At 60.6% G+C, this 20,107-nt stretch carries 20 protein-coding genes and 2 tRNA genes; 10 read left to right on the top strand and 12 right to left on the bottom strand.

Going from position 1 to position 20,107, the window contains the following annotated elements:
- Positions 1-78 precede the first annotated feature (78 nt).
- Together recA and recX are read left to right on the top strand one after the other, a co-directional pair.
- Positions 79-1,131 (top strand): recombinase RecA, encoded by a 1,053-nt coding sequence (gene recA, locus HU767_RS06415; RefSeq protein WP_014336835.1) that lies wholly within the window; start codon positions 79-81, stop codon positions 1,129-1,131.
- 8 nt (positions 1,132-1,139) lie between these two features.
- Positions 1,140-1,607, top strand: coding sequence for a recombination regulator RecX (recX, locus tag HU767_RS06410; protein ID WP_186705553.1), 468 nt, complete (start codon positions 1,140-1,142; stop codon positions 1,605-1,607).
- 44 nt (positions 1,608-1,651) lie between these two features.
- On the opposite strand, the gene HU767_RS06405 is transcribed toward recX, so the two are convergent.
- Complete coding sequence (locus HU767_RS06405) at positions 1,652-2,770, bottom strand: TIGR00730 family Rossman fold protein (protein WP_186728877.1); 1,119 nt, start codon at positions 2,768-2,770, stop codon at positions 1,652-1,654.
- Between the two features lie 453 nt (positions 2,771-3,223).
- Between HU767_RS06405 and HU767_RS06400 the strand changes: the two genes are divergently transcribed.
- Positions 3,224-3,418, top strand: coding sequence for a hypothetical protein (locus HU767_RS06400; RefSeq protein ID WP_186705555.1), 195 nt, complete (start codon positions 3,224-3,226; stop codon positions 3,416-3,418).
- Here the strand turns inward: HU767_RS06400 and HU767_RS06395 are convergent, their stop codons facing one another.
- Entirely contained in the window at positions 3,419-3,841 is a 423-nt protein-coding gene (locus tag HU767_RS06395; protein WP_039594352.1) for a quorum-sensing-regulated virulence factor family protein, read from the bottom strand.
- Positions 3,842-4,025: 184 nt separating this feature from the next.
- On the opposite strand from HU767_RS06395, the gene HU767_RS06390 reads away from it, so the two are divergent.
- From HU767_RS06390 to HU767_RS06380, 3 genes are all read left to right on the top strand, one after another.
- The gene (locus HU767_RS06390) at positions 4,026-4,772 is read left to right on the top strand and encodes a tRNA-uridine aminocarboxypropyltransferase (protein ID WP_186728875.1); all 747 of its coding nucleotides are present in this window, start codon (positions 4,026-4,028) and stop codon (positions 4,770-4,772) included.
- Between the two features lie 214 nt (positions 4,773-4,986).
- Positions 4,987-5,640 (top strand): response regulator transcription factor ErdR, encoded by a 654-nt coding sequence (gene erdR, locus HU767_RS06385; protein ID WP_186705557.1) that lies wholly within the window; start codon positions 4,987-4,989, stop codon positions 5,638-5,640.
- 72 nt (positions 5,641-5,712) lie between these two features.
- A complete protein-coding gene (locus HU767_RS06380; protein ID WP_053118952.1) occupies positions 5,713-6,075 on the top strand; it encodes a diacylglycerol kinase in 363 nt (120 codons plus the stop codon).
- Positions 6,076-6,079: 4 nt separating this feature from the next.
- Here HU767_RS06380 and HU767_RS06375 read toward each other — a convergent pair whose 3' ends face one another.
- On the bottom strand, positions 6,080-7,006 hold the full coding sequence (locus tag HU767_RS06375) for a LysR family transcriptional regulator (protein ID WP_024617637.1): 927 nt from the start codon (positions 7,004-7,006) through the stop codon (positions 6,080-6,082).
- 121 nt (positions 7,007-7,127) lie between these two features.
- Between HU767_RS06375 and fpr the strand changes: the two genes are divergently transcribed.
- Positions 7,128-7,907 (top strand): ferredoxin-NADP reductase, encoded by a 780-nt coding sequence (gene fpr, locus HU767_RS06370; RefSeq protein WP_003184787.1) that lies wholly within the window; start codon positions 7,128-7,130, stop codon positions 7,905-7,907.
- Positions 7,908-8,147: 240 nt separating this feature from the next.
- On the opposite strand, the gene tsaA is transcribed toward fpr, so the two are convergent.
- From tsaA to rimO, 5 genes are all read right to left on the bottom strand, one after another.
- On the bottom strand, positions 8,148-8,846 hold the full coding sequence (tsaA, locus tag HU767_RS06365) for a tRNA (N6-threonylcarbamoyladenosine(37)-N6)-methyltransferase TrmO (protein ID WP_186728873.1): 699 nt from the start codon (positions 8,844-8,846) through the stop codon (positions 8,148-8,150).
- Between the two features lie 214 nt (positions 8,847-9,060).
- Positions 9,061-9,522: a DUF1456 family protein gene (locus HU767_RS06360; RefSeq protein ID WP_053182473.1), complete on the bottom strand. Its 462-nt coding sequence runs from the start codon at positions 9,520-9,522 to the stop codon at positions 9,061-9,063.
- Positions 9,523-9,580: 58 nt separating this feature from the next.
- Positions 9,581-10,291 carry an rRNA pseudouridine synthase gene (locus HU767_RS06355; RefSeq protein WP_186728871.1) on the bottom strand — a complete coding sequence of 237 codons (711 nt, stop codon included), beginning with the start codon at positions 10,289-10,291 and terminating at the stop codon, positions 9,581-9,583.
- A gap of 83 nt (positions 10,292-10,374) precedes the next feature.
- Positions 10,375-10,848 carry a GNAT family N-acetyltransferase gene (locus HU767_RS06350; RefSeq protein ID WP_186705560.1) on the bottom strand — a complete coding sequence of 158 codons (474 nt, stop codon included), beginning with the start codon at positions 10,846-10,848 and terminating at the stop codon, positions 10,375-10,377.
- Positions 10,849-11,086: 238 nt separating this feature from the next.
- Positions 11,087-12,427, bottom strand: coding sequence for a 30S ribosomal protein S12 methylthiotransferase RimO (rimO, locus tag HU767_RS06345; protein ID WP_186705561.1), 1,341 nt, complete (start codon positions 12,425-12,427; stop codon positions 11,087-11,089).
- A gap of 274 nt (positions 12,428-12,701) precedes the next feature.
- Here rimO and HU767_RS06340 point away from each other — a divergent pair, with 274 nt between their 5' ends.
- From HU767_RS06340 to HU767_RS06330, 3 genes are all read left to right on the top strand, one after another.
- A complete protein-coding gene (locus tag HU767_RS06340; protein WP_186728869.1) occupies positions 12,702-14,603 on the top strand; it encodes a potassium transporter Kup in 1,902 nt (633 codons plus the stop codon).
- Between the two features lie 189 nt (positions 14,604-14,792).
- On the top strand, positions 14,793-15,083 hold the full coding sequence (locus tag HU767_RS06335; protein ID WP_186705563.1) for a type II toxin-antitoxin system Phd/YefM family antitoxin: 291 nt from the start codon (positions 14,793-14,795) through the stop codon (positions 15,081-15,083).
- Between the two features lie 11 nt (positions 15,084-15,094).
- Positions 15,095-15,382, top strand: a complete 288-nt coding sequence (locus tag HU767_RS06330; protein WP_186728867.1) for a type II toxin-antitoxin system RelE/ParE family toxin — start codon at positions 15,095-15,097, stop codon at positions 15,380-15,382.
- Positions 15,383-15,625: 243 nt separating this feature from the next.
- Here HU767_RS06330 and HU767_RS06325 read toward each other — a convergent pair whose 3' ends face one another.
- The 4 genes from HU767_RS06325 to HU767_RS06310 all read right to left on the bottom strand — a co-directional run bounded on the left by HU767_RS06325 (position 15,626) and on the right by HU767_RS06310 (position 20,095).
- Entirely contained in the window at positions 15,626-16,915 is a 1,290-nt protein-coding gene (locus tag HU767_RS06325; protein ID WP_186728865.1) for a virulence factor family protein, read from the bottom strand.
- Positions 16,915-19,557 (bottom strand): bifunctional lysylphosphatidylglycerol flippase/synthetase MprF, encoded by a 2,643-nt coding sequence (gene mprF / locus HU767_RS06320; protein ID WP_186728863.1) that lies wholly within the window; start codon positions 19,555-19,557, stop codon positions 16,915-16,917. The genes HU767_RS06325 and mprF overlap by 1 nt, the downstream gene beginning before the upstream one ends.
- 152 nt (positions 19,558-19,709) lie before the next feature.
- Positions 19,710-19,786, bottom strand: a tRNA-Met gene (locus tag HU767_RS06315).
- A gap of 232 nt (positions 19,787-20,018) precedes the next feature.
- Positions 20,019-20,095: transfer RNA gene (locus HU767_RS06310), tRNA-Met, on the bottom strand.
- Positions 20,096-20,107 lie beyond the last annotated feature (12 nt).

Genomic DNA, 20,107 nt, shown 5'->3' with positions numbered 1-20,107 from the left:
CCCGGATCGCTGTGGAATAATACTGGCTACTTATACAGGTGTTGGCCGCCAGGCCTTATTGATTACGTGAGGACTTTAATGGACGACAACAAGAAGAAAGCCTTGGCTGCGGCCTTGGGTCAGATCGAACGTCAATTCGGCAAGGGTGCCGTAATGCGTATGGGCGATCAGGACCGTCAGGCTATTCCTTCCATCTCCACCGGCTCCCTGGGCCTGGACATTGCGCTAGGCATTGGCGGTCTGCCAAAAGGCCGAATCGTTGAAATCTACGGTCCTGAATCGTCCGGTAAAACCACACTGACCTTGTCTGTGATCGCCCAGGCCCAAAAAGCCGGTGCGACCTGCGCCTTCGTCGATGCCGAACACGCCCTGGACCCGGAATACGCCGGCAAACTGGGTGTCAACGTCGACGACCTGCTGGTTTCCCAGCCGGACACCGGCGAACAAGCCCTGGAAATCACCGACATGCTGGTGCGTTCCAATGCGGTTGACGTGATCATCGTCGACTCCGTGGCTGCACTGGTGCCAAAGGCTGAAATCGAAGGTGAAATGGGCGACATGCACGTGGGCCTCCAGGCTCGCCTGATGTCCCAGGCCCTGCGTAAAATCACCGGTAACATCAAGAATGCCAACTGCCTGGTGATCTTCATCAACCAGATCCGTATGAAGATCGGCGTGATGTTCGGCAGCCCGGAAACCACCACCGGTGGTAACGCACTGAAGTTCTACGCCTCGGTTCGCCTCGACATCCGCCGTACCGGCGCGGTGAAAGAAGGTGACGAAGTGGTCGGCAGCGAAACCCGCGTCAAGGTCGTGAAGAACAAGGTGGCTTCGCCGTTCCGTCAGGCCGAGTTCCAGATTCTTTACGGCAAGGGAATCTACCTCAATGGCGAGATGATCGACCTGGGTGTGTTGCACGGTTTCGTCGAGAAGTCGGGCGCCTGGTACGCCTACAACGGCACCAAGATCGGTCAGGGCAAGGCCAACTCGGCCAAGTTCCTGGCGGATAACCCGGAAGTTGCCGCGGCCCTCGAGAAGCAGCTGCGTGACAAGCTGTTGAGCCCGGTGGCAGACGTCAAGTCCGTGGCTAATCGCGAGCCCGTTGACGACCTGGCTGATGCCGACATCTGATTGATCCGATGACCGTCGTACTCGATACCCTCGTCGCGGTGCGGCGAACCGCGATGGACCTGCTCGCCAGACGCGAGCACGGTCGGGTCGAGCTGACGCGTAAACTGCGTCAGCGCGGCGCAGCCGATGAGTTGATCGACACAGCCCTCGACCGCTTGACTGAAGAGGGCTTGCTGTCGGAGTCCCGTTACCTGGAAAGCTTCGTCGCTTATCGTGCTCGCTCCGGCTATGGTCCTTTACGCATTCGTGAGGAACTGGGCCAACGCGGCTTGCAACGCCCGGACATCGAACTTGCCTTGCGCGAAAGCGGTATCGATTGGCAGGAGCAACTGACGGACACCTGGCGTCGCAAGTTCTCAGGGCATTTGCCCATCGATGCACGGGAGCGAGCCAAGCAGGGGCGTTTCCTGGCGTACCGAGGGTACTCCATGGAAATGATCAACCGCTTGTTCAGCGGTCGCGGTATGGATGATTAATAAAAACGGCCCGCTATTTCGATAGCGGGCCGTTTTTTTATGGCTCAGGTTACCTTGATCGGCTCCCATGTGAGGGGGTGGGTCTTCTGGGTGGGCTGGGCCCAGTTTTCCGGCAGGTTGATGTAATCCACCAGCTCCCTCAAGCGACCGTGGTTGCGAGCGTTGAAGGTGAACGTCAGCCGTGTCAGATGACTGAATCGGGCCTCGTCGTGCTCTTCACCGCTGTAGTCATGTTGATGAAAACAGTCGTTCAGGCACAGGTCGGCAAAATCCACCTGCATCTGCTGCACCGCCTGTTCGCTTAGCTTGTGATTCATGCGGATCACGAACTGGTGCTTGAGCCAGCGACTGGAATGGAAGTTGCGGTAGAACTGGTTGATCTCTTCCACGGCCTCCTCGGCGTTGTATACCAGGCGCATGAGCTTCATGTCTGTGGGCAGGATGTAGCGATTCTCCTCCAACTGCTCGCGGATAAAATCCAGGGCGCCTTGCCAGAACTTGCCTCCGGGAACATCCAGCAGGACCACCGGTACCAATGGGCTTTTACCGGTCTGGATCAGCGTCAGGACTTCCAGCGCCTCATCAAGCGTGCCGAAACCGCCGGGACAGAGCACCAGTGCGTCGGCCTCCTTGACGAAAAACAGTTTGCGGGTAAAGAAGAAGTGGAATGGCAACAGATTCGACGTGCCTTCAACGGTCGGGTTTGCGTGCTGTTCGAAAGGCAGGGTGATATTGAATCCCAGGCTATGGTCACGCCCTGCGCCTTCATGGGCCGCAGCCATGATGCCACCGCCGGCACCGGTGATGACCATCATGTCCGAGCGGGCCAGCGCAGCGCCCAACTCTCGGGCCAGGCCGTACAGAGGATGTTCGATGGGCGTTCGGGCCGAGCCGAAGACTGTAACCTTGCGCCGGCCCTTGAATTGTTCGAGCGTACGAAAGGCCTGTTCCAATTCCCTTAGGGCTTGCAGCGTAATCTTGGCATTCCAGCGGTTGTGATCCTCCTGGGCCATGCGCAGCACAGTCAGGATCATGTCGCGGTAAATGGGGAGGTTGGGGCTGTCGGGGGATACCAGGTTGAGTTGTTCTTCGACCTTGCGGGTGAGGTCGTGGCCGTGATTCTCAAAATGACGATTGAGCAGGTCATTCGGTTTATAAGGCATTCAGCTTCTCCTTCTTAACAGGACCCCGGCCCGAACGAGAGATTCGTTCGGGCCACGACACTCCGTGTGTCGTTGTCAGCCCAGGCATCGGCTGGCGGCTGACCTGGCTTGACGCGGTCTGAGGCAGGGCGACCAAGCCATCCAACGGGTTCTGTTTTTCCCTTTGATAAAAACAAGCACGCCAAAGTGTTGGCCGGACAGGCTCTTTCTGCCCGGTGCAACTGCTAAGAATACTTTTGAATCTAGCCGATCTTTGCTGTCCTGATCATGGCGCTCAAAAGTGACCGTTGGCAACCGCTGGATAAGCGCACGGCAATATCGCGCCGCTCGTCAGATTGCCGGCCGACTGCGTGTCGCTCTGATTTACTGATAACAAGCGTGCCAACGTAATTGACGCCCAGGGCTGGGTGCCACGTGATGGATTGAAGCGGATCGGGCAGGGAGGCGGGAGAGATGGCCAGGGTGACTCTGGAACTCGACAGGCAGTTGTACTTGATGCTGTTGGAATCGGCACAGGCCAATCGGGTGAGTCTTGAGGAAGAATGCTGTCGCCGGCTGGGCGGGCGAGCATGGCGCTCGCGCTATCTGCAGGCGCTGGTGGCGGAACTGCGCGCCGACGATGAGCAGCGGCGCGCAAGCTCGGGTTGATTACTTCTTCGTCTTGGCGGGTTTCGGGCAATCCGATTCCTGGAAGCGTTCGGTCGCGACCGGACGGTTGGTCTTAACCTCGGTAAATTCATAGCGCATCGTCGCGCCCTTGGCCATCAACTTGCGAAAGCCCGGATTGGTGCACACCGTGGAACCCAGTTGGAAATACACGGCCTTGGGGTCTGCGCGCATTTTCTGGGCATGGCTGCTTTGCACGCTGAGGTGGTTGATCAGCTCGGTGCCTTCGACGGTATAACCTTGGTCGAGAATGTCTTCGTTGATCGCCCGTGGCGTGCCGACGCTGCTTTCCTTGGCAACGTTCTGCAGCATCTTGTTCAGTTCGAGTTCTTTCAGCGACGCGGCCTGAGCGCTGATGGACGTCGCCAGCAAAACGGCAACGGTAGGGACGATAAGGCGCAGCATGAAACTCTCCTGGTTCAGTGACTGGTGGTTCGACCGATCACATGACTGTGCGTTCAGTGGCCGGGGATTATAGGGGAGCCCGTGTGGACGGTACAGGTTCGTGCGCTCTGGTAGAATGCCGGCCTTTATTGCCCTGCCGAGTGTTGTTCGTGTCGAGTTTTCCTGTCCGTCGGCGTTGCCCACGATGAATCACGCCCCTAACGCCGTAGCCCGCCTGCGCGACCAGCGCATCGATGAAGGCATCAAGCCGATTCAGGCCCGGGGCTGGCGCGCGCCCCGTTGCAGCGCCTGCCGTGTGATCGAGAGCCATTGCCTGTGCGCCTGGCGTCCGAGTGTCGAGACCCGTTCCGGGGTTTGTTTGATCATGACCAACAAGGAAGTGTTCAAGCCCAGCAATACCGGTTGGCTGATTGCCGATGTGGTGCGCGACAACCATGCGTTCATCTGGTCGCGCACCGAGGTCGATGAGCAACTGCTGGCGTTGCTGAACGATCCGCAATGGCAACCGTACCTGGTGTTCCCCGGCGAATATGTCGAGCCATCGCGAGTCACCCATACGGTGGATCTCGATCACGCCAAGCGTCCGCTGTTCATCCTGCTGGACGCGACCTGGACGGAGGCGCGGAAGATTTTCCGTAAAAGCCCGTATTTCGACCGGCTGCCGATCCTGAGCCTGCTCCCCGACAAACTGTCGCGCTACCGCTTGCGCCGATCGACCCGCAGCGAGCACTTGTGCACCGCTGAGGTGGCGGCGTTGTGCCTGGAGTTGGCGGGGGACAGCGACGCCGCGTCGGCCCTGGATGCCTATTTCGATGTGTTCAGCCAGCATTACCTGGGCGCCAAGGGCCAGCGGGAGGTGAACCTGTCGACCCCGGCCCATGCCGAGTTGCAACCCTTCATCCGTACGCCGCAGGCAGTATTGGCCCAATAGTGGCCCATACTGGACAAAGGGGCGGCCGTGCTGCTTGACCACCCTGGCTTCGCTGGGCATGCTTGGCGCCGACCAGGGCGCCGCCCACTGTTTGAAACGCTATGTTTGGCGTTGAACGTGCCCCTGTGGATGCCGTCGCCGGGCGGTGTCTCGAGTTGTCTTGGCGAGGCGCGAATGCATCGGGCCTGCCATTAAAAACAGGATCATTTGAAAAATGGCCACATACGAAATCCTGATTGCCGATGACCACCCGCTTTTTCGCAGCGCGTTGCATCAGGCAGTGACCCTGGGCCTTGGCCCGGCTGTCCGGTTGACGGAGGTGGCCAGCATCGCGGAACTGGAGGCCCGGCTGACGGACAAGGCCGACTGGGACCTGGTGCTGCTGGACCTGAACATGCCCGGTGCCTATGGTTTTTCAGGGCTGGTGCTGTTGCGCGGCCAATATCCGCAGATCCCCGTGGTCATGGTCTCGGCCCAGGAAGAAGCCTCGGTGATGGTCAAGGCCCGGGAGTTCGGCGCCAGTGGCTTCATACCCAAGTCCAGTTCCCTTGAAATGATTCAAAAGGCCGTGAAGGCGGTCCTGGACGGCGACGTCTGCTGGCCTCCCCAGGCGTTCGAAGCGGTGAGTGTGTCCGAAGAAGCCAAGGCCGCCAGCGCGGGCCTGGCCAGCCTTACACCGCAGCAGTTCCGGGTGTTGACCATGGTCTGCGAAGGCTTGCTGAACAAGCAGATTGCCTATGAACTGAACGTGTCGGAGGCCACCATCAAGGCCCACGTCACGGCGATCTTCCGTAAACTGAACGTACGCACCCGGACCCAGGCGGCGCTGTTGCTGCAACAACTTGAGTCAATTTCGCCGCAGGCTTGATGCGCTGCTTCACGCTTTTTTGACCGGGTTTGAATTAGTTTCTCCACTCCTTTTCGATCAGTTGCCCACTCTATGTCACCTTTTAAAGGCCAGACCGGCCTGAAACGCATCCTCAACGCCTCCGGCTATTCCTTGGACGGGCTGCGCGCGGCTTTTGTCGGCGAAGCGGCTTTCCGTCAGTTGGTGCTGCTCAACGTCGTCCTGATTCCGTTGTCGTTCTTCCTGAACGTCAGTCGTGTCGAACAGGCGCTACTGATTGCCGTGTGCCTGCTGGCACTGATCGTGGAGTTGCTCAACTCGGCGGTGGAGGCGGCCATCGACCGCATCTCCCTGGAGTTGCACCCGTTGTCGAAAAACGCCAAGGACATGGGCAGCGCCGCCCAGTTCGTCGCCCTGACGATGATCGCATTGGTGTGGGGCCTGATCCTGCTGTAACGGGTCAGGCAATGGCCGGCAGCACGATTTCGTCGCTGCGTTGGGCCCCGGCGGTGAAGGCCCGGCACAGTTCGAGGAATTCGCGCATGGCCGAGGTCTGGTACTTCTGTTTGTGCCAAATGAAATAAAACTGCCGCGCCAGGTCCATGTCCGGGGTTTCCACCGCGACGAGGCTGCCGCGGCGAAAGGCGTCGCGCAAGGCCAGGCGGGAGATGCAGCCAATGCCCAGGCCGGATTCCACGGCGCGCTTGATCGCTTCGGTGTGTTCCAGCTCCAGGCGGATATTCAACGCGCTACGGTGGTGGCGCATGGCCTGGTCGAAGGTCAGTCGCGTGCCCGAACCCTGCTCCCGCAGAATCCAGGCTTCATGGGTCAATTCCTCCATGGTTGCCTGGCCGCGCTTGGCCAACGGGTGTTGAGGGGCACAGAACACTACCAGTTCGTCCTCGACCCAGCTTTGCACTTCGATGTCCGGGTGGCTGCAGTCGCCTTCGATTAGACCCAGATCAATTTCATAGTGGGCAACCTGGTGCACGATATTGGCAGTGTTCTGCACATGCAGCTTCACCTGGCTTTCCGGATGGCGTTGCATGAAACCGCCGATCAACAAGGTCGCCAGGTAATTGCCAATGGTCAGTGTCGCGCCGACCGCCAGTGAGCCGAAACCGGATTTGCCGTTGAGCAGGTCTTCGATCTCCTTGGCCTGGTCCAGCAGCGCCACGGCCTGGGGCAGCAGTTGTTTGCCCAGGGCATTGAGGCTCAGGCGTTTGCCGGCACGGTCGAAGAGCTGGCAGCTCGATTGCCGCTCCAGTTCGGTGATGGAGGTGCTGGCCGCCGACTGCGACAGATTGAGCTGGCCCGCAGCGCGAGACACGCTTTCCTGCTGGGCGACGGCGACGAAGACTTGAAGTTGACGTAAAGTAAATCGCATATCTATATAACCGATAACCCTTATCTTAATAATCCATTTAACAGATATTGTCGCCGCCATTAGAATGCGATGCAATTGCGCAGATTATCGGCGCAGGCATCATTCCCAGGAGTCCCCGTACATGAGCAACATGAACCACGAGCGTGTCCTCAGTGTTCATCACTGGAACGACACTCTGTTCAGCTTCAAGTGCACCCGCGATCCGGGCCTGCGCTTCGAGAACGGTCAGTTCGTGATGATCGGCCTGCAACAGCCCAACGGCCGCCCGCTTATGCGCGCTTACTCGATTGCCAGCCCGAACTGGGAAGAGCATCTCGAATTCTTCAGCATCAAGGTGCCCGATGGTCCGCTGACTTCCCAGCTGCAGCACCTGAAGGAAGGCGACGAGATCATCATCAGCAAGAAACCCACCGGCACCCTGGTGCTGGACGATCTCAAGCCTGGCAAGCATCTGTACCTGCTCAGCACCGGTACTGGCCTGGCGCCGTTCATGAGCGTCATCCAGGATCCGGAAACCTATGAGCGTTTCGAAAAAGTGATCCTGTGCCACGGTGTGCGCTACGTCAATGAAGTCGCCTATCGCGAGTTCATCACCGAGCACTTGCCGCAGAACGAGTTCTTCGGCGAAGCCCTGCGTGACAAGCTGATCTACTACCCGACCGTGACGCGCGAGCCGTTCGAGAACGAAGGCCGCCTGACCGACCTGATGCGCAGCGGCAAGCTGTTCCGCGACATCGGCCTGCCACCGATCAACCCGCAGGACGACCGCGCCATGTTGTGCGGCAGCCCGAGCATGCTCGACGAGACCAGCGAAGTGCTCAACAGCTTCGGCCTGACCGTTTCGCCGCGTATGCGCGAGCCGGGTGACTACCTGATCGAGCGGGCGTTTGTAGAGAAGTAAACTGTTGCGATAAGTGTGAAATGGGGTGTCAGCCAACATAGTGGTTGAATGTCGGACCGCTTTCGCGAGCAAGCCCGCTCCCACATTAGATCGCGGTGAGCGCGAATTTTGTGTTCACCACAGATCCACTGTGGGAGCGGGCTTGCTCGCGAAGAAGGCGACTCGGTCCAACAGGCACGCCCCCACAAAAAAGCCCGCGCCGCCTGATGAAGGCCGCGCGGGCTTTTTCGTTTCTGGTGTTTACGGTTTCGCCGGAATCACTTCCAGCACCCGGATCAACCCCGGCTCCGGGTAATGCCAACGCACATCCAGATCCCAGAACTGCGCACCATATTCCCGTTCGGCTGTAGGAGTCTGGTACGCCGGGCGTGGGTCTTGGGCCAAACATTGCTCAATCAACTCCACCAAGGGTTCTTCCAGGCGCGTGGCATGCTTATGGGCTTGAAGCAGCGCAGTGTCAGCCCATTGCACCGGAATCAACTCAGGCGCGGCGCTGGCGATGCTGTTGGTGGCCGAGCCGATGATGTCGGCGTAGGGCACGTAGGGCTTGATGTCCAGCACCGGGGTGCCGTCCAGCAAATCGATGCCCGAGAGCCACAGGCGTCCGGCTTCCACCCGTTCCAGCTTCACCACCGACTGGCCGATGCCGTTGGGGCGATGGGTGGCGCGAGTGGCGAAAACACCCATGGACTTGTTGCCACCCAGGCGTGGCGGCCGCACTTTCAGGCGTGGCTTGTCTTCCAGGGCCTGGTGGAACAGAAACAGCAGCCAGACATGGCTGACCTGCTCCAGGCCCTGCACCGCCTCGCCCTGGTCGAACGGCGCCACCAGTTCCAGCACACCGCGTGCGGCCGGCGCCAGTTGCGGTTGGCGGGGAATGGCGAACTTCTCCTTGAAGCAGGAGCGTAGGAAGCCGATGGGGGAGACGCTGTAGGTCATGGGTTGGGATCGGGGCGAGGTTGAAAAGGCATCATAACGCGAGGGACCAGGTTGGCACTGTTCTCTGTGGCGAGGACGCTTTTGTGGCGAGGGAGCTTGCTCCCGCTGGGCCGCGAAGCGGCCCCCCTGGTTTTGTCTGACACACTGCGAGGGGACGCTGCGCGTCCAGCGGGAGCAAGCTCCCTCGCCACAAAGGCCCAGGAGGCCTGGGAAGTCAGCCGCGAACGCGCAGCGTCAGGCCCTTGAGGAAGTTGCGCAGCAGCTGGTCACCGCACGGTCGGTAGTTGGTGTGGCCGAACTTGCGGAACAGCGCGCTCAGTTCCGGCTTGGACACCGGGAACTCGGCGGCCTTGAGGATGGCGTGCATGTCGTCTTCCTTCAGTTCGAAGGCCACCCGTAGTTTCTTGAGGATGATGTTGTTGGTCACCGGCACTTCGATTGGCTGCGGCGGACGGCTTTCGTCCTTGCCGCGCTTGAAGATCACCAGGCCATCGAGAAAATGCGCCATGACCTCGTCGGGGCAGAACACGAAGCCTTCTTCCTCGTCTTTCTTGAGGTAGCCCGCCAAGTCCGCCAGGGAGACGTCGAGGCCGCCCAGCTTGATGATCTCGATGACTTTCTTGTCGCTGATGTCGAGCATGTAGCGCACGCTGCGCAGTACGTCGTTGTGAATCATGTGTGCGGTCCTGATCAATCGGCAGTGGGCGCCTGCGTTCGGTGCGGCGCCGGGGAAATTAGAATTTTTCTTTGGTAGACAAGTAGCGCCACTGGCCCAGCGGCACTTTGCCGATGGAGACGCCGCCGATGCGGATGCGGCGAATGGCGACGACCTTGAGGCCGACCGCCTGGCAAAACAACGCGATCACGCCGGGCTGCGGGTTCTTCATGGCAAAGCGCAGGCGGTTCTCGTTCTGCCAACTGGCCTTGACCGCCGGCAGTTCCTTGCCCTTGTAGGTCAAGCCATGGTTCAGGCGATTGAGGCCATGGGCGACCATTTCGCCTTCGACTTCCACCACGTATTCCTGCTCGATCTTGGCGGCGTCGGCGGTGAGTTTGCGCAAGATCTTCCAGTCCTGGGTGAACACCAGCAGCCCGCTGGCGTTGGCCTGCAGGTCGGCGCTGGCGGTCAGGCGCAGGAAATGCCCCTTGAGCGGGCGCTTGCCGAAGCGATGTTCTTCGCTCAGGGTCTGCGGTCCGAGGGAAGCCATTGCGGTGTCTACATCCATGCCTGCCGGGACGTTCAGCAGGAGCGTCACCGGCTCCGGCGCGGTGGCCTTGGCCTCGGGGTCGAGTTCGACTTTCTGGGTCGTCACCTTGAACTGCGGCTCATCGATCACTTCGCCGTCCACGGTGACCCAGCCGCCCTCGATGAACAGCTCAGCCTCCCGACGGGAACAGCCGACGAGTTCGATGAGGCGTTTGGAGAGACGAATCGGGTCAGTCATGACGGGGGCCGTAACAAAAAGAGGGTGGGCATTGTACCTGCCTGGCGCCGGTTAATCGCGGGTCCATTTGCCTCATGCAACTTTTAGCCGCGTCCCGCCTTCAGGTCAGGCTGCTTGTAGCGCATGTGCAGCAGCGGGTAGGGCTGGTTCATGCCATCTTTTGCCGAGCGCCCGACCACTTCGAAGCCTTGCTTGAGGTAAAAGCCCAGGGCTTGCGGGTTCTGTTCGTTGACGTCCAGTTGATCGGCGTTCAGGTGTTCCATGGCGTAGCGCAGCAACAGCTTGCCCAGGCCCTGGCCACGGTGTTGCGGGTCGATAAAGAGCATCTCGATCTTGCCCGCCGCGACACCGGCGAAACCGGTGATCCGTTGGCGTGCGTCACGGGTGCAAATGAGCATCACCGCATCCAGGTAACGAGTGAGTACCAGGTTTTTCAGCAATTCGATGTAGCTGTCCGGTAGAAAGTCATGGGTGGCCCGCACCGACGCTTCCCAGACCTGGGTCAGTTCCTGGTAATCGCTCGGTTTCGGTGTGTGGATGACCGAATGCTGGCGCATGTCCATCAGTTCCTTGTGCTGGATGTGCTGGGTTTCTCCATACGATAGCCGTAAAAAAGCCCCGCATCTCGTTACAAGAGCGGGGCTTTTCAATTTTTCGGCTTGTAAAAGAACCTGTGGGAGCCGAGCTTGCTCGCGATGGCGTCGTGTCAGCCAACATTCATGCTGGCTGATGCACCGCTATCGCGAGCAAGCTCGGCTCCCACAGGTCTTGCAGCGGCCTGAAAAGCTCAATGGATCAACCGATCTGCTCAGCCCACAAATCGTACTCATCGGCGTCGGTCACCTTGCACCAGACCTTGTCGCCTGGCTTGAGGTTGCTGCCGTTGTCGATGAAGACGTTGCCGTCGATTTCCGGCGCGTCGAAGAAGCAGCGGCCCACGGCGCCTTGCTCGTCCACTTCATCCACCAGCACTTCGATTTCACGGCCGACGCGCATTTGCAGGCGCGCCGAGCTGATGGCCTGCTGGTGCGCCATGAAACGCTCCCAACGGTCCTGCTTGACGTCGTCCGGCACCACGTCCAGGTCCAGGTCGTTGGCCGGTGCGCCTTCGACAGGGGAGTACTGGAAGCAGCCGACGCGGTCGAGCTGGGCTTCGGTCAGCCAATCCAGCAGGTACTGGAAGTCTTCTTCGGTTTCACCGGGGAAGCCGACGATGAAGGTTGAACGGATGATCAGGTCCGGGCAGATTTCACGCCAGTTCTTGATGCGGGCCAGGGTCTTGTCTTCGAACGCCGGGCGCTTCATGGCCTTGAGGACTTTCGGGCTGGCGTGTTGGAACGGGATATCCAGGTACGGCAGGATCTTGCCGGCCGCCATCAGCGGGATCAGCTCGTCGACATGGGGATACGGGTAGACGTAATGCAGGCGGACCCAGACGCCGAGGGTGCTGAGGGCCTCGCACAGCTCGGTCATGCGGGTTTTCACCGGCGCGCCGTTCCAGAAGCCGGTGCGGTATTTCACGTCGACGCCGTAGGCGCTGGTGTCCTGGGAGATCACCAGCAGCTCCTTGACGCCGGCCTTGACCAGGCGCTGGGCCTCGTCGAGGACATCGCCCACTGGACGGCTTACCAACTTGCCGCGCATCGACGGGATGATGCAGAAGCTGCAGCTGTGGTTGCAGCCTTCGGAAATCTTCAGGTAAGCGTAGTGGCGCGGGGTCAGCTTGATGCCTTGTGGCGGCACCAGGTCGATCAGCGGGTTGTGGTCCTGGCGTGGCGGCACCACCTCGTGTACGGCGTTGACCACCTGTTCGTACTGCTGCGGGCCGGTCACGGACAGTACGCTTGGGTGCACGTTGCGGATGTTGCCTTCTTCCACGCCCATGCAGCCGGTGACGATGACCTTGCCGTTTTCCTTGATGGCTTCGCCGATCACTTCCAGGGACTCGGCCTTGGCCGAATCGATGAAGCCGCAGGTGTTGACCACCACCACGTCGGCGTCTTGGTACGTGGACACGACGTCATAACCTTCCATGCGCAACTGGGTCAGGATGCGCTCGGAGTCGACCAGAGCTTTTGGGCAACCCAGGGATACGAAGCCAACCTTCGGATTGGCGGGCGCGGGAGTGGTGGACATGTCTAACCTCGGTGTAGGGGGATCGTCTCTTGTCGAGACAGGGCGCCTGGCGCGCCTCTGATCAAAAAGTGCGCAATTCTATCTGTGGCCGGGCTGCTTGACCAGCTTTATACCGGGAAATACGACGAGTGCTGCGCTATGCTTCGCGCCTTTGCGCTCTGGCGATTGCTACAGTCAACAAAACATCTGTAACAATGCGTAAAACTGCGCATGCTGCCTCAACAAAGCATCGTGTTTCGTTCAAGAAGACAGGTCAGGGAATCGGGAGTGTTGGATGGGTCATGCAAGTAGTCAGGTGGCAGGTGCCGAGCATTCGGCAGCGAAGCCGCTGAGCATGCTGGTCGCGGCGGTCGGAGTGGTTTATGGCGACATCGGCACGAGCCCGTTGTACACCCTCAAGGAAGTGTTTTCCGGGGCCTATGGCGTACCCGTCAATCACGATGGGGTGCTGGGGATCCTGTCGCTGATTTTCTGGTCGCTGATCTGGGTCGTGTCGATCAAGTACATGATGTTCGTCCTGCGCGCCGACAACCAGGGCGAGGGCGGGATCATGGCGCTCACCGCCCTGGCGCGGCGAGCGGCGGCGGGGAGGGCGCGGCTGCGTACATTCCTGGTGATCTGCGGCTTGATCGGCGCGGCGCTGTTCTACGGTGACAGCATGATCACCCCGGCGATCTCGGTGCTTTCGGCGATCGAGGGCCTGGGCCTCGCATTCGAAGGCATCGACCACTGGGTGGTGCCCCTGTCGCTGGTGGTGCTGGTGGCGTTGTTTTTGATCCAGCGCCACGGCACTGCAAGGATCGGCATTCTGTTCGGCCCGATCATGGTGACCTGGTTCCTGGTGCTCGGCGCCCTGGGGGTGTACGGCATCGTGCAGCATCCGGAAGTGTTGCAGGCGGTGAACCCGGCCTGGGCCGTGCGCTTCTTTGTGGTCCATCCGGGCATGGGCGTGGCGATTCTCGGGGCCGTGGTGTTGGCACTGACCGGCGCCGAAGCGCTGTACGCCGACATGGGCCACTTCGGTCGCAAACCGATTGCCCGTGCCTGGTTCATCCTGGTGTTGCCAGGCCTGATGCTCAACTATTTCGGTCAAGGTGCGTTGCTGCTCGGTGACCCGGAAGCGGCACGCAACCCGTTTTATCTGCTGGCGCCGAGCTGGGCGTTGCTGCCGTTGGTCGGCCTGTCGACCCTGGCCACGGTCATCGCTTCGCAAGCGGTGATTTCCGGCGCGTTCTCCCTGACGCGCCAGGCCATCCAACTCGGTTACATTCCGCGCATGTACATCCAGCACACCTCTAGCGCCGAGCAGGGCCAGATCTACATCGGCGCGGTGAACTGGTCGCTGATGGTCGGCGTGGTGCTGCTGGTGCTGGGCTTCGAATCGTCCGGCGCGCTGGCTTCGGCTTACGGCGTGGCGGTGACCGGTACCATGTTGATGACCACGATCCTGGTGTCCGCGGTGATCCTGCTGTTGTGGAAATGGCCACCGCTGCTGGCAGTCCCGTTGTTGTTCGGTTTCCTGCTGGTGGACGGTCTGTACTTCGCCGCCAACGTGCCGAAGATCATCCAGGGCGGTGCGTTTCCGGTCATCGCCGGTATTGCCTTGTTCGTGCTGATGACCACCTGGAAGCGCGGCAAGCAACTGCTGGTTGATCGCCTGGACGAAGGGGCGTTGCCACTGCCGATCTTCATCAGCAGCATCCGCGTGCAACCCCCGCACCGCGTACAGGGGACCGCCGTGTTCCTGACCGCGCGTTCGGATGCCGTGCCTCATGCCCTGTTGCACAATCTATTGCACAACCAGGTGCTGCATGAGCAGGTGGTGCTGCTGACGGTGGTGTACGAGGACATTCCCCGGGTACCGCCGCAACGGCGCTTTGAGGTCGACGCCTACGGCGAAGGGTTTTTCCGGGTGATCCTGCACTTCGGTTTCACTGACGAGCCGGACGTGCCCGAGGCGCTCAAGCTCTGCCATCTGGATGATTTGGATTTCAGCCCGATGCGCACCACCTACTTCCTCAGCCGCGAAACCGTCATTGCCTCCAAGCTCGAAGGCATGGCCCGCTGGCGTGAGTCGTTATTCGCCTTCATGTTGAAAAACGCCAACGGCAACCTGCGCTTCTTCAATCTACCGTTGAACCGGGTGATCGAACTGGGGACGCAGGTCGAGATGTAGTAGCACCAGGAAAACAAAAAAGCCCTCGTTGCCTTGCGGCGGCGAGGGCTTTTTTATGGGGGTGTATTTTCAATACAGCAATTGGTCGGGTGATTTTTTCCAACTTGATTTATACACGTTGTCGCGCAACACTTTGCGCATCAAGGTATGTATAAAGATATGCAGTATTCATGCGGCAGGAGGTAAGACATGGCAGCGTTACTGGAGCGGGCTGATCAAGCAGTATCCGTTACGGCAATGGTCAGGGGGTTCAGCGCGAAGCTCAAGGAAGTATCGAGCCGTGCAACCGAAAAGCTGGTCATCTTCAAGGACAATGAGCCGGCAGCAGTGATTATCAACGTCGATGCCTATCAGGAAATGCTCGATGAGCTGGAAAACCTTCGCGTCGAAGCGACGGCTCGCGAGCGCCTGATCGGTTTCGACCAGGCCAAGGCTATCAGCCATGAGGATATGCGGGCACGGTACGCCAAAAACGACTGAAGGAGCGGTGAATGGCTTGGGGTGTTATTTACCATCCGGAGGTTCAAGACGATTTGGATCAGTGGGGTGCGGCGGCCGCGAACCGGATTCTCGATGTCATCGAAGCGCGGATTATGAATGGTGAACCGGACAAAACCGGTAAGCCGCTCAGAGCCAGCCTGGCGGGATGTCGAAGAATTCGAACAGGTGATACCCGTATCGTGTACAGGGTCGACGGGAAAGCGATTCAGGTGTTGATCGTGGCCGTTGGCGCTCGGCGGGATAAGGAAGTGTACGACGCGGCAGAACGTCGTCTTTAAAAAGCCCTCGTTGCCTTGCGGTAGCGGGGGCTTTTTTATGAGCTACACAATGTCGGCGCCAGGCGAACCTTGTGGGAGCGGGCTTGCTCGCGAAGGCGGCGTGCCAGTTGGCGATGATGTCGACTGACACGCCGCCTTCGCGAGCAAGCCCGCTCCCACAGAGGGTTGTGTGTAAGCCGGGCGGTACAAAAAAAGCCCCGGCAACCGTAAGGCTGCCGGGGCTTTTGTCAGGCTGGTATCTGTTTACTGTTCGGCTGTCTTGTTCTGGCGCTTGTTGATCTCATCGATCAAGCGCTTGGCCAGGGCCGGGTAGTTTTCGTCGAAGTGGTGGCCGCCAGGCAGCTTGATGGCTTCCCCTACGGCGGTCTTGTCGGTGCAGCCGCTTTCGTCGGCTTCTTCGCCGCCGTAGATGCACACCACTTTGTCGGCTGGCAGCTTGGCCATTTCCGGGCCGGTGGCGGCTTCAGTGCCGGCGTTGCCGAGCCAGCCTTCGACTTCAATCTCGAAGCTGCCGGTGCGGGCGAAGGCCAGCAGGATGATCGCGTCGACCCGCTGTTGTTCGGTGGCCGGCAGGCGGTTGTAGATCGCCGGCAACACGTCGGCGCCGAAGGAGTAGCCGGTCAGGATAAAGCGCTTGGTGCCCCAGATCTGCCGGTAGTGTTGCATCAGCTCGGTCAGGTCCGCCGCGCTCTGCTCAGGGCTCTTGTGCTGCCAGTAGTAGCGCAGGGTGTCGATGCCGACCACTGGGTAGCCGATCTTGGCCATTTCATCGGCTACATCGCGGTCCAGGTCACGCCAGCCGCCGTCTCCGGAGAGGAACAGGGTCACGGTATCCCGCGCCTGGCTGGCAGGCACTTCCACCACGGGAATGCTCAGGCCGCCCTTGGCCTTGTCGGTGCCCACCAGGATCTTGCGCAGCTCGTTGTTCAGCACTTGCGGCAGGTTGATGTCGTAGTCGCTGATGCTGGTTTCGGCGTTTTTTTGATCCCTGACGAAACCGGCGCTGGTGTCGTCGGGGTTGTCGTTCCAGGCCACCAGCCAATGACCATGGGCTGCGCTTTTAGGCAACAGGTGGGTGCAGCCGGGTTTTTCCAGGGCCAGGTCCACCGACACGGCCTTGGCCTTGTCGTCCTTCTGCTCGGCCAGCCAGCGCCAGGCCAGCACGGCGCCAGGGCCGATGCCGCTGACCAATGTGGCCGGGCCTTGCAGTTCTCTCAGGCCGGCTTGCAGGGCGCGGCCTTGCAGCATGCAGTCCTTGGGCAGGATCACCTGGACGATCTGCGCCGAGCCGCTGCGGCTGAGGGTCGTCAATTGCGAGTCGCTGAGCTTCTGGTCCTCATTGACCGCCACCAGTACCCGGGCAAGCGTCTTGGCGCCGGGGGTGACTCGGGTCAGTGCTGCGCCATCGGCGGGCGCCAGTTGTTCCAGGGTGGGTTGTGGGGCCGGGCGGTTCCAGTACCAGTAACCGCCACCGAGAATCACCGCCAGCACCAGCAGGGCGGCCACTACGTATCGCCAGGAGCGTTGCATCATCAGCGTTTCACCAGTCCAGTCAGGCCGCCCGCAATCAGGGCGGCAGTATCGGCCAGCGCTACCAACGGATCGAGTCCGGCGGGCACGGCCATGTAACGAGGTTCCCAGTCAGGCTGGAATTTGTCTTTGAAGCGGCGCAGCCCCTGGAAGTTATAGAGCTGCTCGCCACGGCGGAACACCATTGAACCCAGGCGCTGGGTCAAGGGTGCGCCGCGCCGCGGTTGCAAGCCCGACAGCGGGACCATGCCGAGGCTGAAGCGGGCGTAGTCATGGTTTTTATAATGCTGGATGAGGCCGACCATCATGAATTCCATGGTCAGTTTCGGCGCCTCGGGGTGGGCACGCATCAGGTCGAGGCTGGCCAGGTCGTGGCTGTGGGTTTCCAGCAGGTTGGCGAACGCCACCGGCCGGCCCTCGAAACGAATCACTGCGATGCGGAAATGCTTGAGGTAGTCGTCGCTGAAACGCCCCAGGGAGAAACCTTTTTCCCGCACGTTCTTGCCGGTCAGCCAGGCGTCGGAAATGACCTTGAGTTCGTCCATCGGCGCCTGGCCTGGCTCGTGGATCTCCAGCGACAGGCCATCACGGGTGCCGCGGTTCCAGGTGTAGCGCAAATCCTTCATCTCTTTGCCCTTGGCTTCGAGATCGAAACGCTTGAGGTCGACCCGTGCTTCCTCGCCCAGCTTGATGGCCGTCAGGCCGATGTCCATGTAGTAGGGCAGGTTTTCGGCGCGCACCTGATAGAACACGGGACGGGCATGGTGGATGTCGCACAGGTCGCGGAACTGCCAGATCATTTCGGCCCGCTGCTGGGTAGGGCCGATCGGGTCATACAACGCCACCAGGCTGCGACCACGGCGGGCATACATCAGGAATGCCTCGTCGTTGGGGTGGAACAGCAGCGCCTTGTCACCGGTCAGGGCCAGGCCGCCGTCGGGTTGCGACGATGCCATAAGGACCGTTTTGGCCCGTTCCAGTTCTCCTGCCGTCGGCAAATGGATCACCGGCCGTGCCGTGCGCAGCAGCCAGGTGAGCGACACCACCACCAACAGCACGGCCGCCCCCAAGAGGGAGCGCAAGCCGCGAGGGGCGTCGGCATCGAGGGTAAACTGCCACCAAAGTTGATGGCTGTAGGGCACGTCCTGGTAGGCAAAAAGCAACAACCAGATCGACGCGCCGAGGACGCAGAGGCTGGCGATCAGGAACAGCGGGGAGAAGGGCAATTCGGTCAGGCGGCTTGGACGATAAAAGGAGCGCCGGAATACAGCCAGCAAGGCCGCCGTCAGCGTCAGCAGCGTGGCTTCTTCCCAATCGAAGCCCTTGAGCAGCGAGAGCAGGGCGCCCACCAGCAGCAAAACCGTGGTCAGCATCCAGGCGGCCGACAGGCGACGGCGCAGGCCTTGGGCGAGCAGCAGGCACAACACGCCCACCAGGCTGGCACCGAAGTGCGAAGCGTCCACCAGCCGATGGGGAATCAGGAAACCGATGTGCTCCAGGCGGGTGTCGATTTCCGGTGTCACGCCGGAAAACAGCAGCACCACACCGGAGAGAAACACCAGTACCGCCAGGATCGGCGCGGCAAGCCCCGAGGCTGCCCGCAGGGTCTGGCGCGTCTGGAACAGCCGTTGTGCCTCATTGATCAGCAGCAACACGCAGGCCACCAGCATCGGCAGCAGCACGTAGATCAAGCGGTACAGCAACAGCGCCGCGGCTAAGGGGGCGGCGCCGAGTTTGTCGGCAAACGCGGCCAGCAGGATCGCCTCGAATACCCCGACTCCGCCCGGCACATGGCTGAGCACCCCGGCGGCCAACGCCAGCAGGTACACCAGCAGGAAGGCGCCGAACGGCGGTGCCTCGGGCAGCAACAGATACAACACCGTGGCGGCCGCGGCCACATCCAGCGCGGTAATCACCAGTTGCAAGAAGGTCAGGCGCCGGCCCGGCAGGCGCAGGGTGCGACGCCCGGCCTTTACCAGAAGGCTGTCCCGATGGGGCTGCTCCGACAGGCGCCGGCGGTAAATACCGATGGCCAAGGCGCTGGTGAGCAGCAGCACCGCCACGGAAATCGCCCCAAGCAACGCGGCAGGTAAATGCAGCGCGGCAGACGCGGCGGGCAGGTTGCTGAGTGTTGCCAGGGCGGCCAACGGCGGCAACGCACAGCCCAAGGACAGGCTGGCGAACAGCGTCATGTGGGCGACATCCGATGCCCCGAGGCCATGACGCGCATATAGGCGGTAGCGAACCGAGCCGCCCGACAGCAGCGACAGGCCAATGGCGTTGCCAATGGCGAACGCCGTGAACCCGCCGAGGATCATGGTTTGCGGTGGGAGCGTCACACCGGCATAGCGGCTGGCGGACCATTCGTAGCCCAGGAGAAGGATGAAGCCGACGACCGTGGCGGCGATCGCGCCGAGCAGGGCAGGCCGGGGCACTTCCAGAATCGAGTCGTGCAGGGCGTAGAGATCGAGCTCGCTCAGCAAGTGGCGGCAGGCGATCAATGCAATCGCAAATAGCAGCAGCGTGACGGCGAGACCGATGGGCTGGCGGTACTGACTGATCCGATCCAGCCAGCGCAGTCGCTCGGCCTTGATCGGTTGTGTCGCAGTAACGGAGTCTTGCGGGTCTGACGAGTGGGCGCGCATCAATCACCTCTTGAGCTATGCGCGACAGGATGGGGGTAACCAGCGAAGTTACCAATCCCTGCGGTAGAAAATAATTACAAAATATTTGTAATGAAGCCTTTTTTCATCAGGCACAAAAAAGGCCACTCTTTCGAGTGGCCTTTCTTGATATTTGGTTGCGGGAGCCGGATTTGAACCGACGACCTTCGGGTTATGAGCCCGACGAGCTACCAGACTGCTCCATCCCGCGTCTGTGTGGCGGCATTCTACAGGCGAACGCCCGGGTGTCAACCGTTAAAAGGCGAAGGGGCGAAATAAACCACTGATCCGTCCCTTGCCTGGCTAAATGCTCGGAATCTAAAGAAAATTGTCCTACAACCTGCGGCGCGTGGGGTGTCGTAGGCGGCGTCTCTCTGATCGAGTGGTCAAAAAACGAGCAGGCACAAAAAAGGCCACTCTTTCGAGTAGCCTTTTTTGATGTTTGGTTGCGGGAGCCGGATTTGAACCGACGACCTTCGGGTTATGAGCCCGACGAGCTACCAGACTGCTCCATCCCGCGTCTGTGTGGCGG

Source organism: Pseudomonas sp. SWRI179, from assembly GCF_014268705.1.
In the GTDB taxonomy this organism is placed as follows: Bacteria; Pseudomonadota; Gammaproteobacteria; order Pseudomonadales; family Pseudomonadaceae; genus Aquipseudomonas; species Aquipseudomonas zanjanensis.
This window is presented reverse-complemented; position numbering and strand designations above follow the sequence as displayed.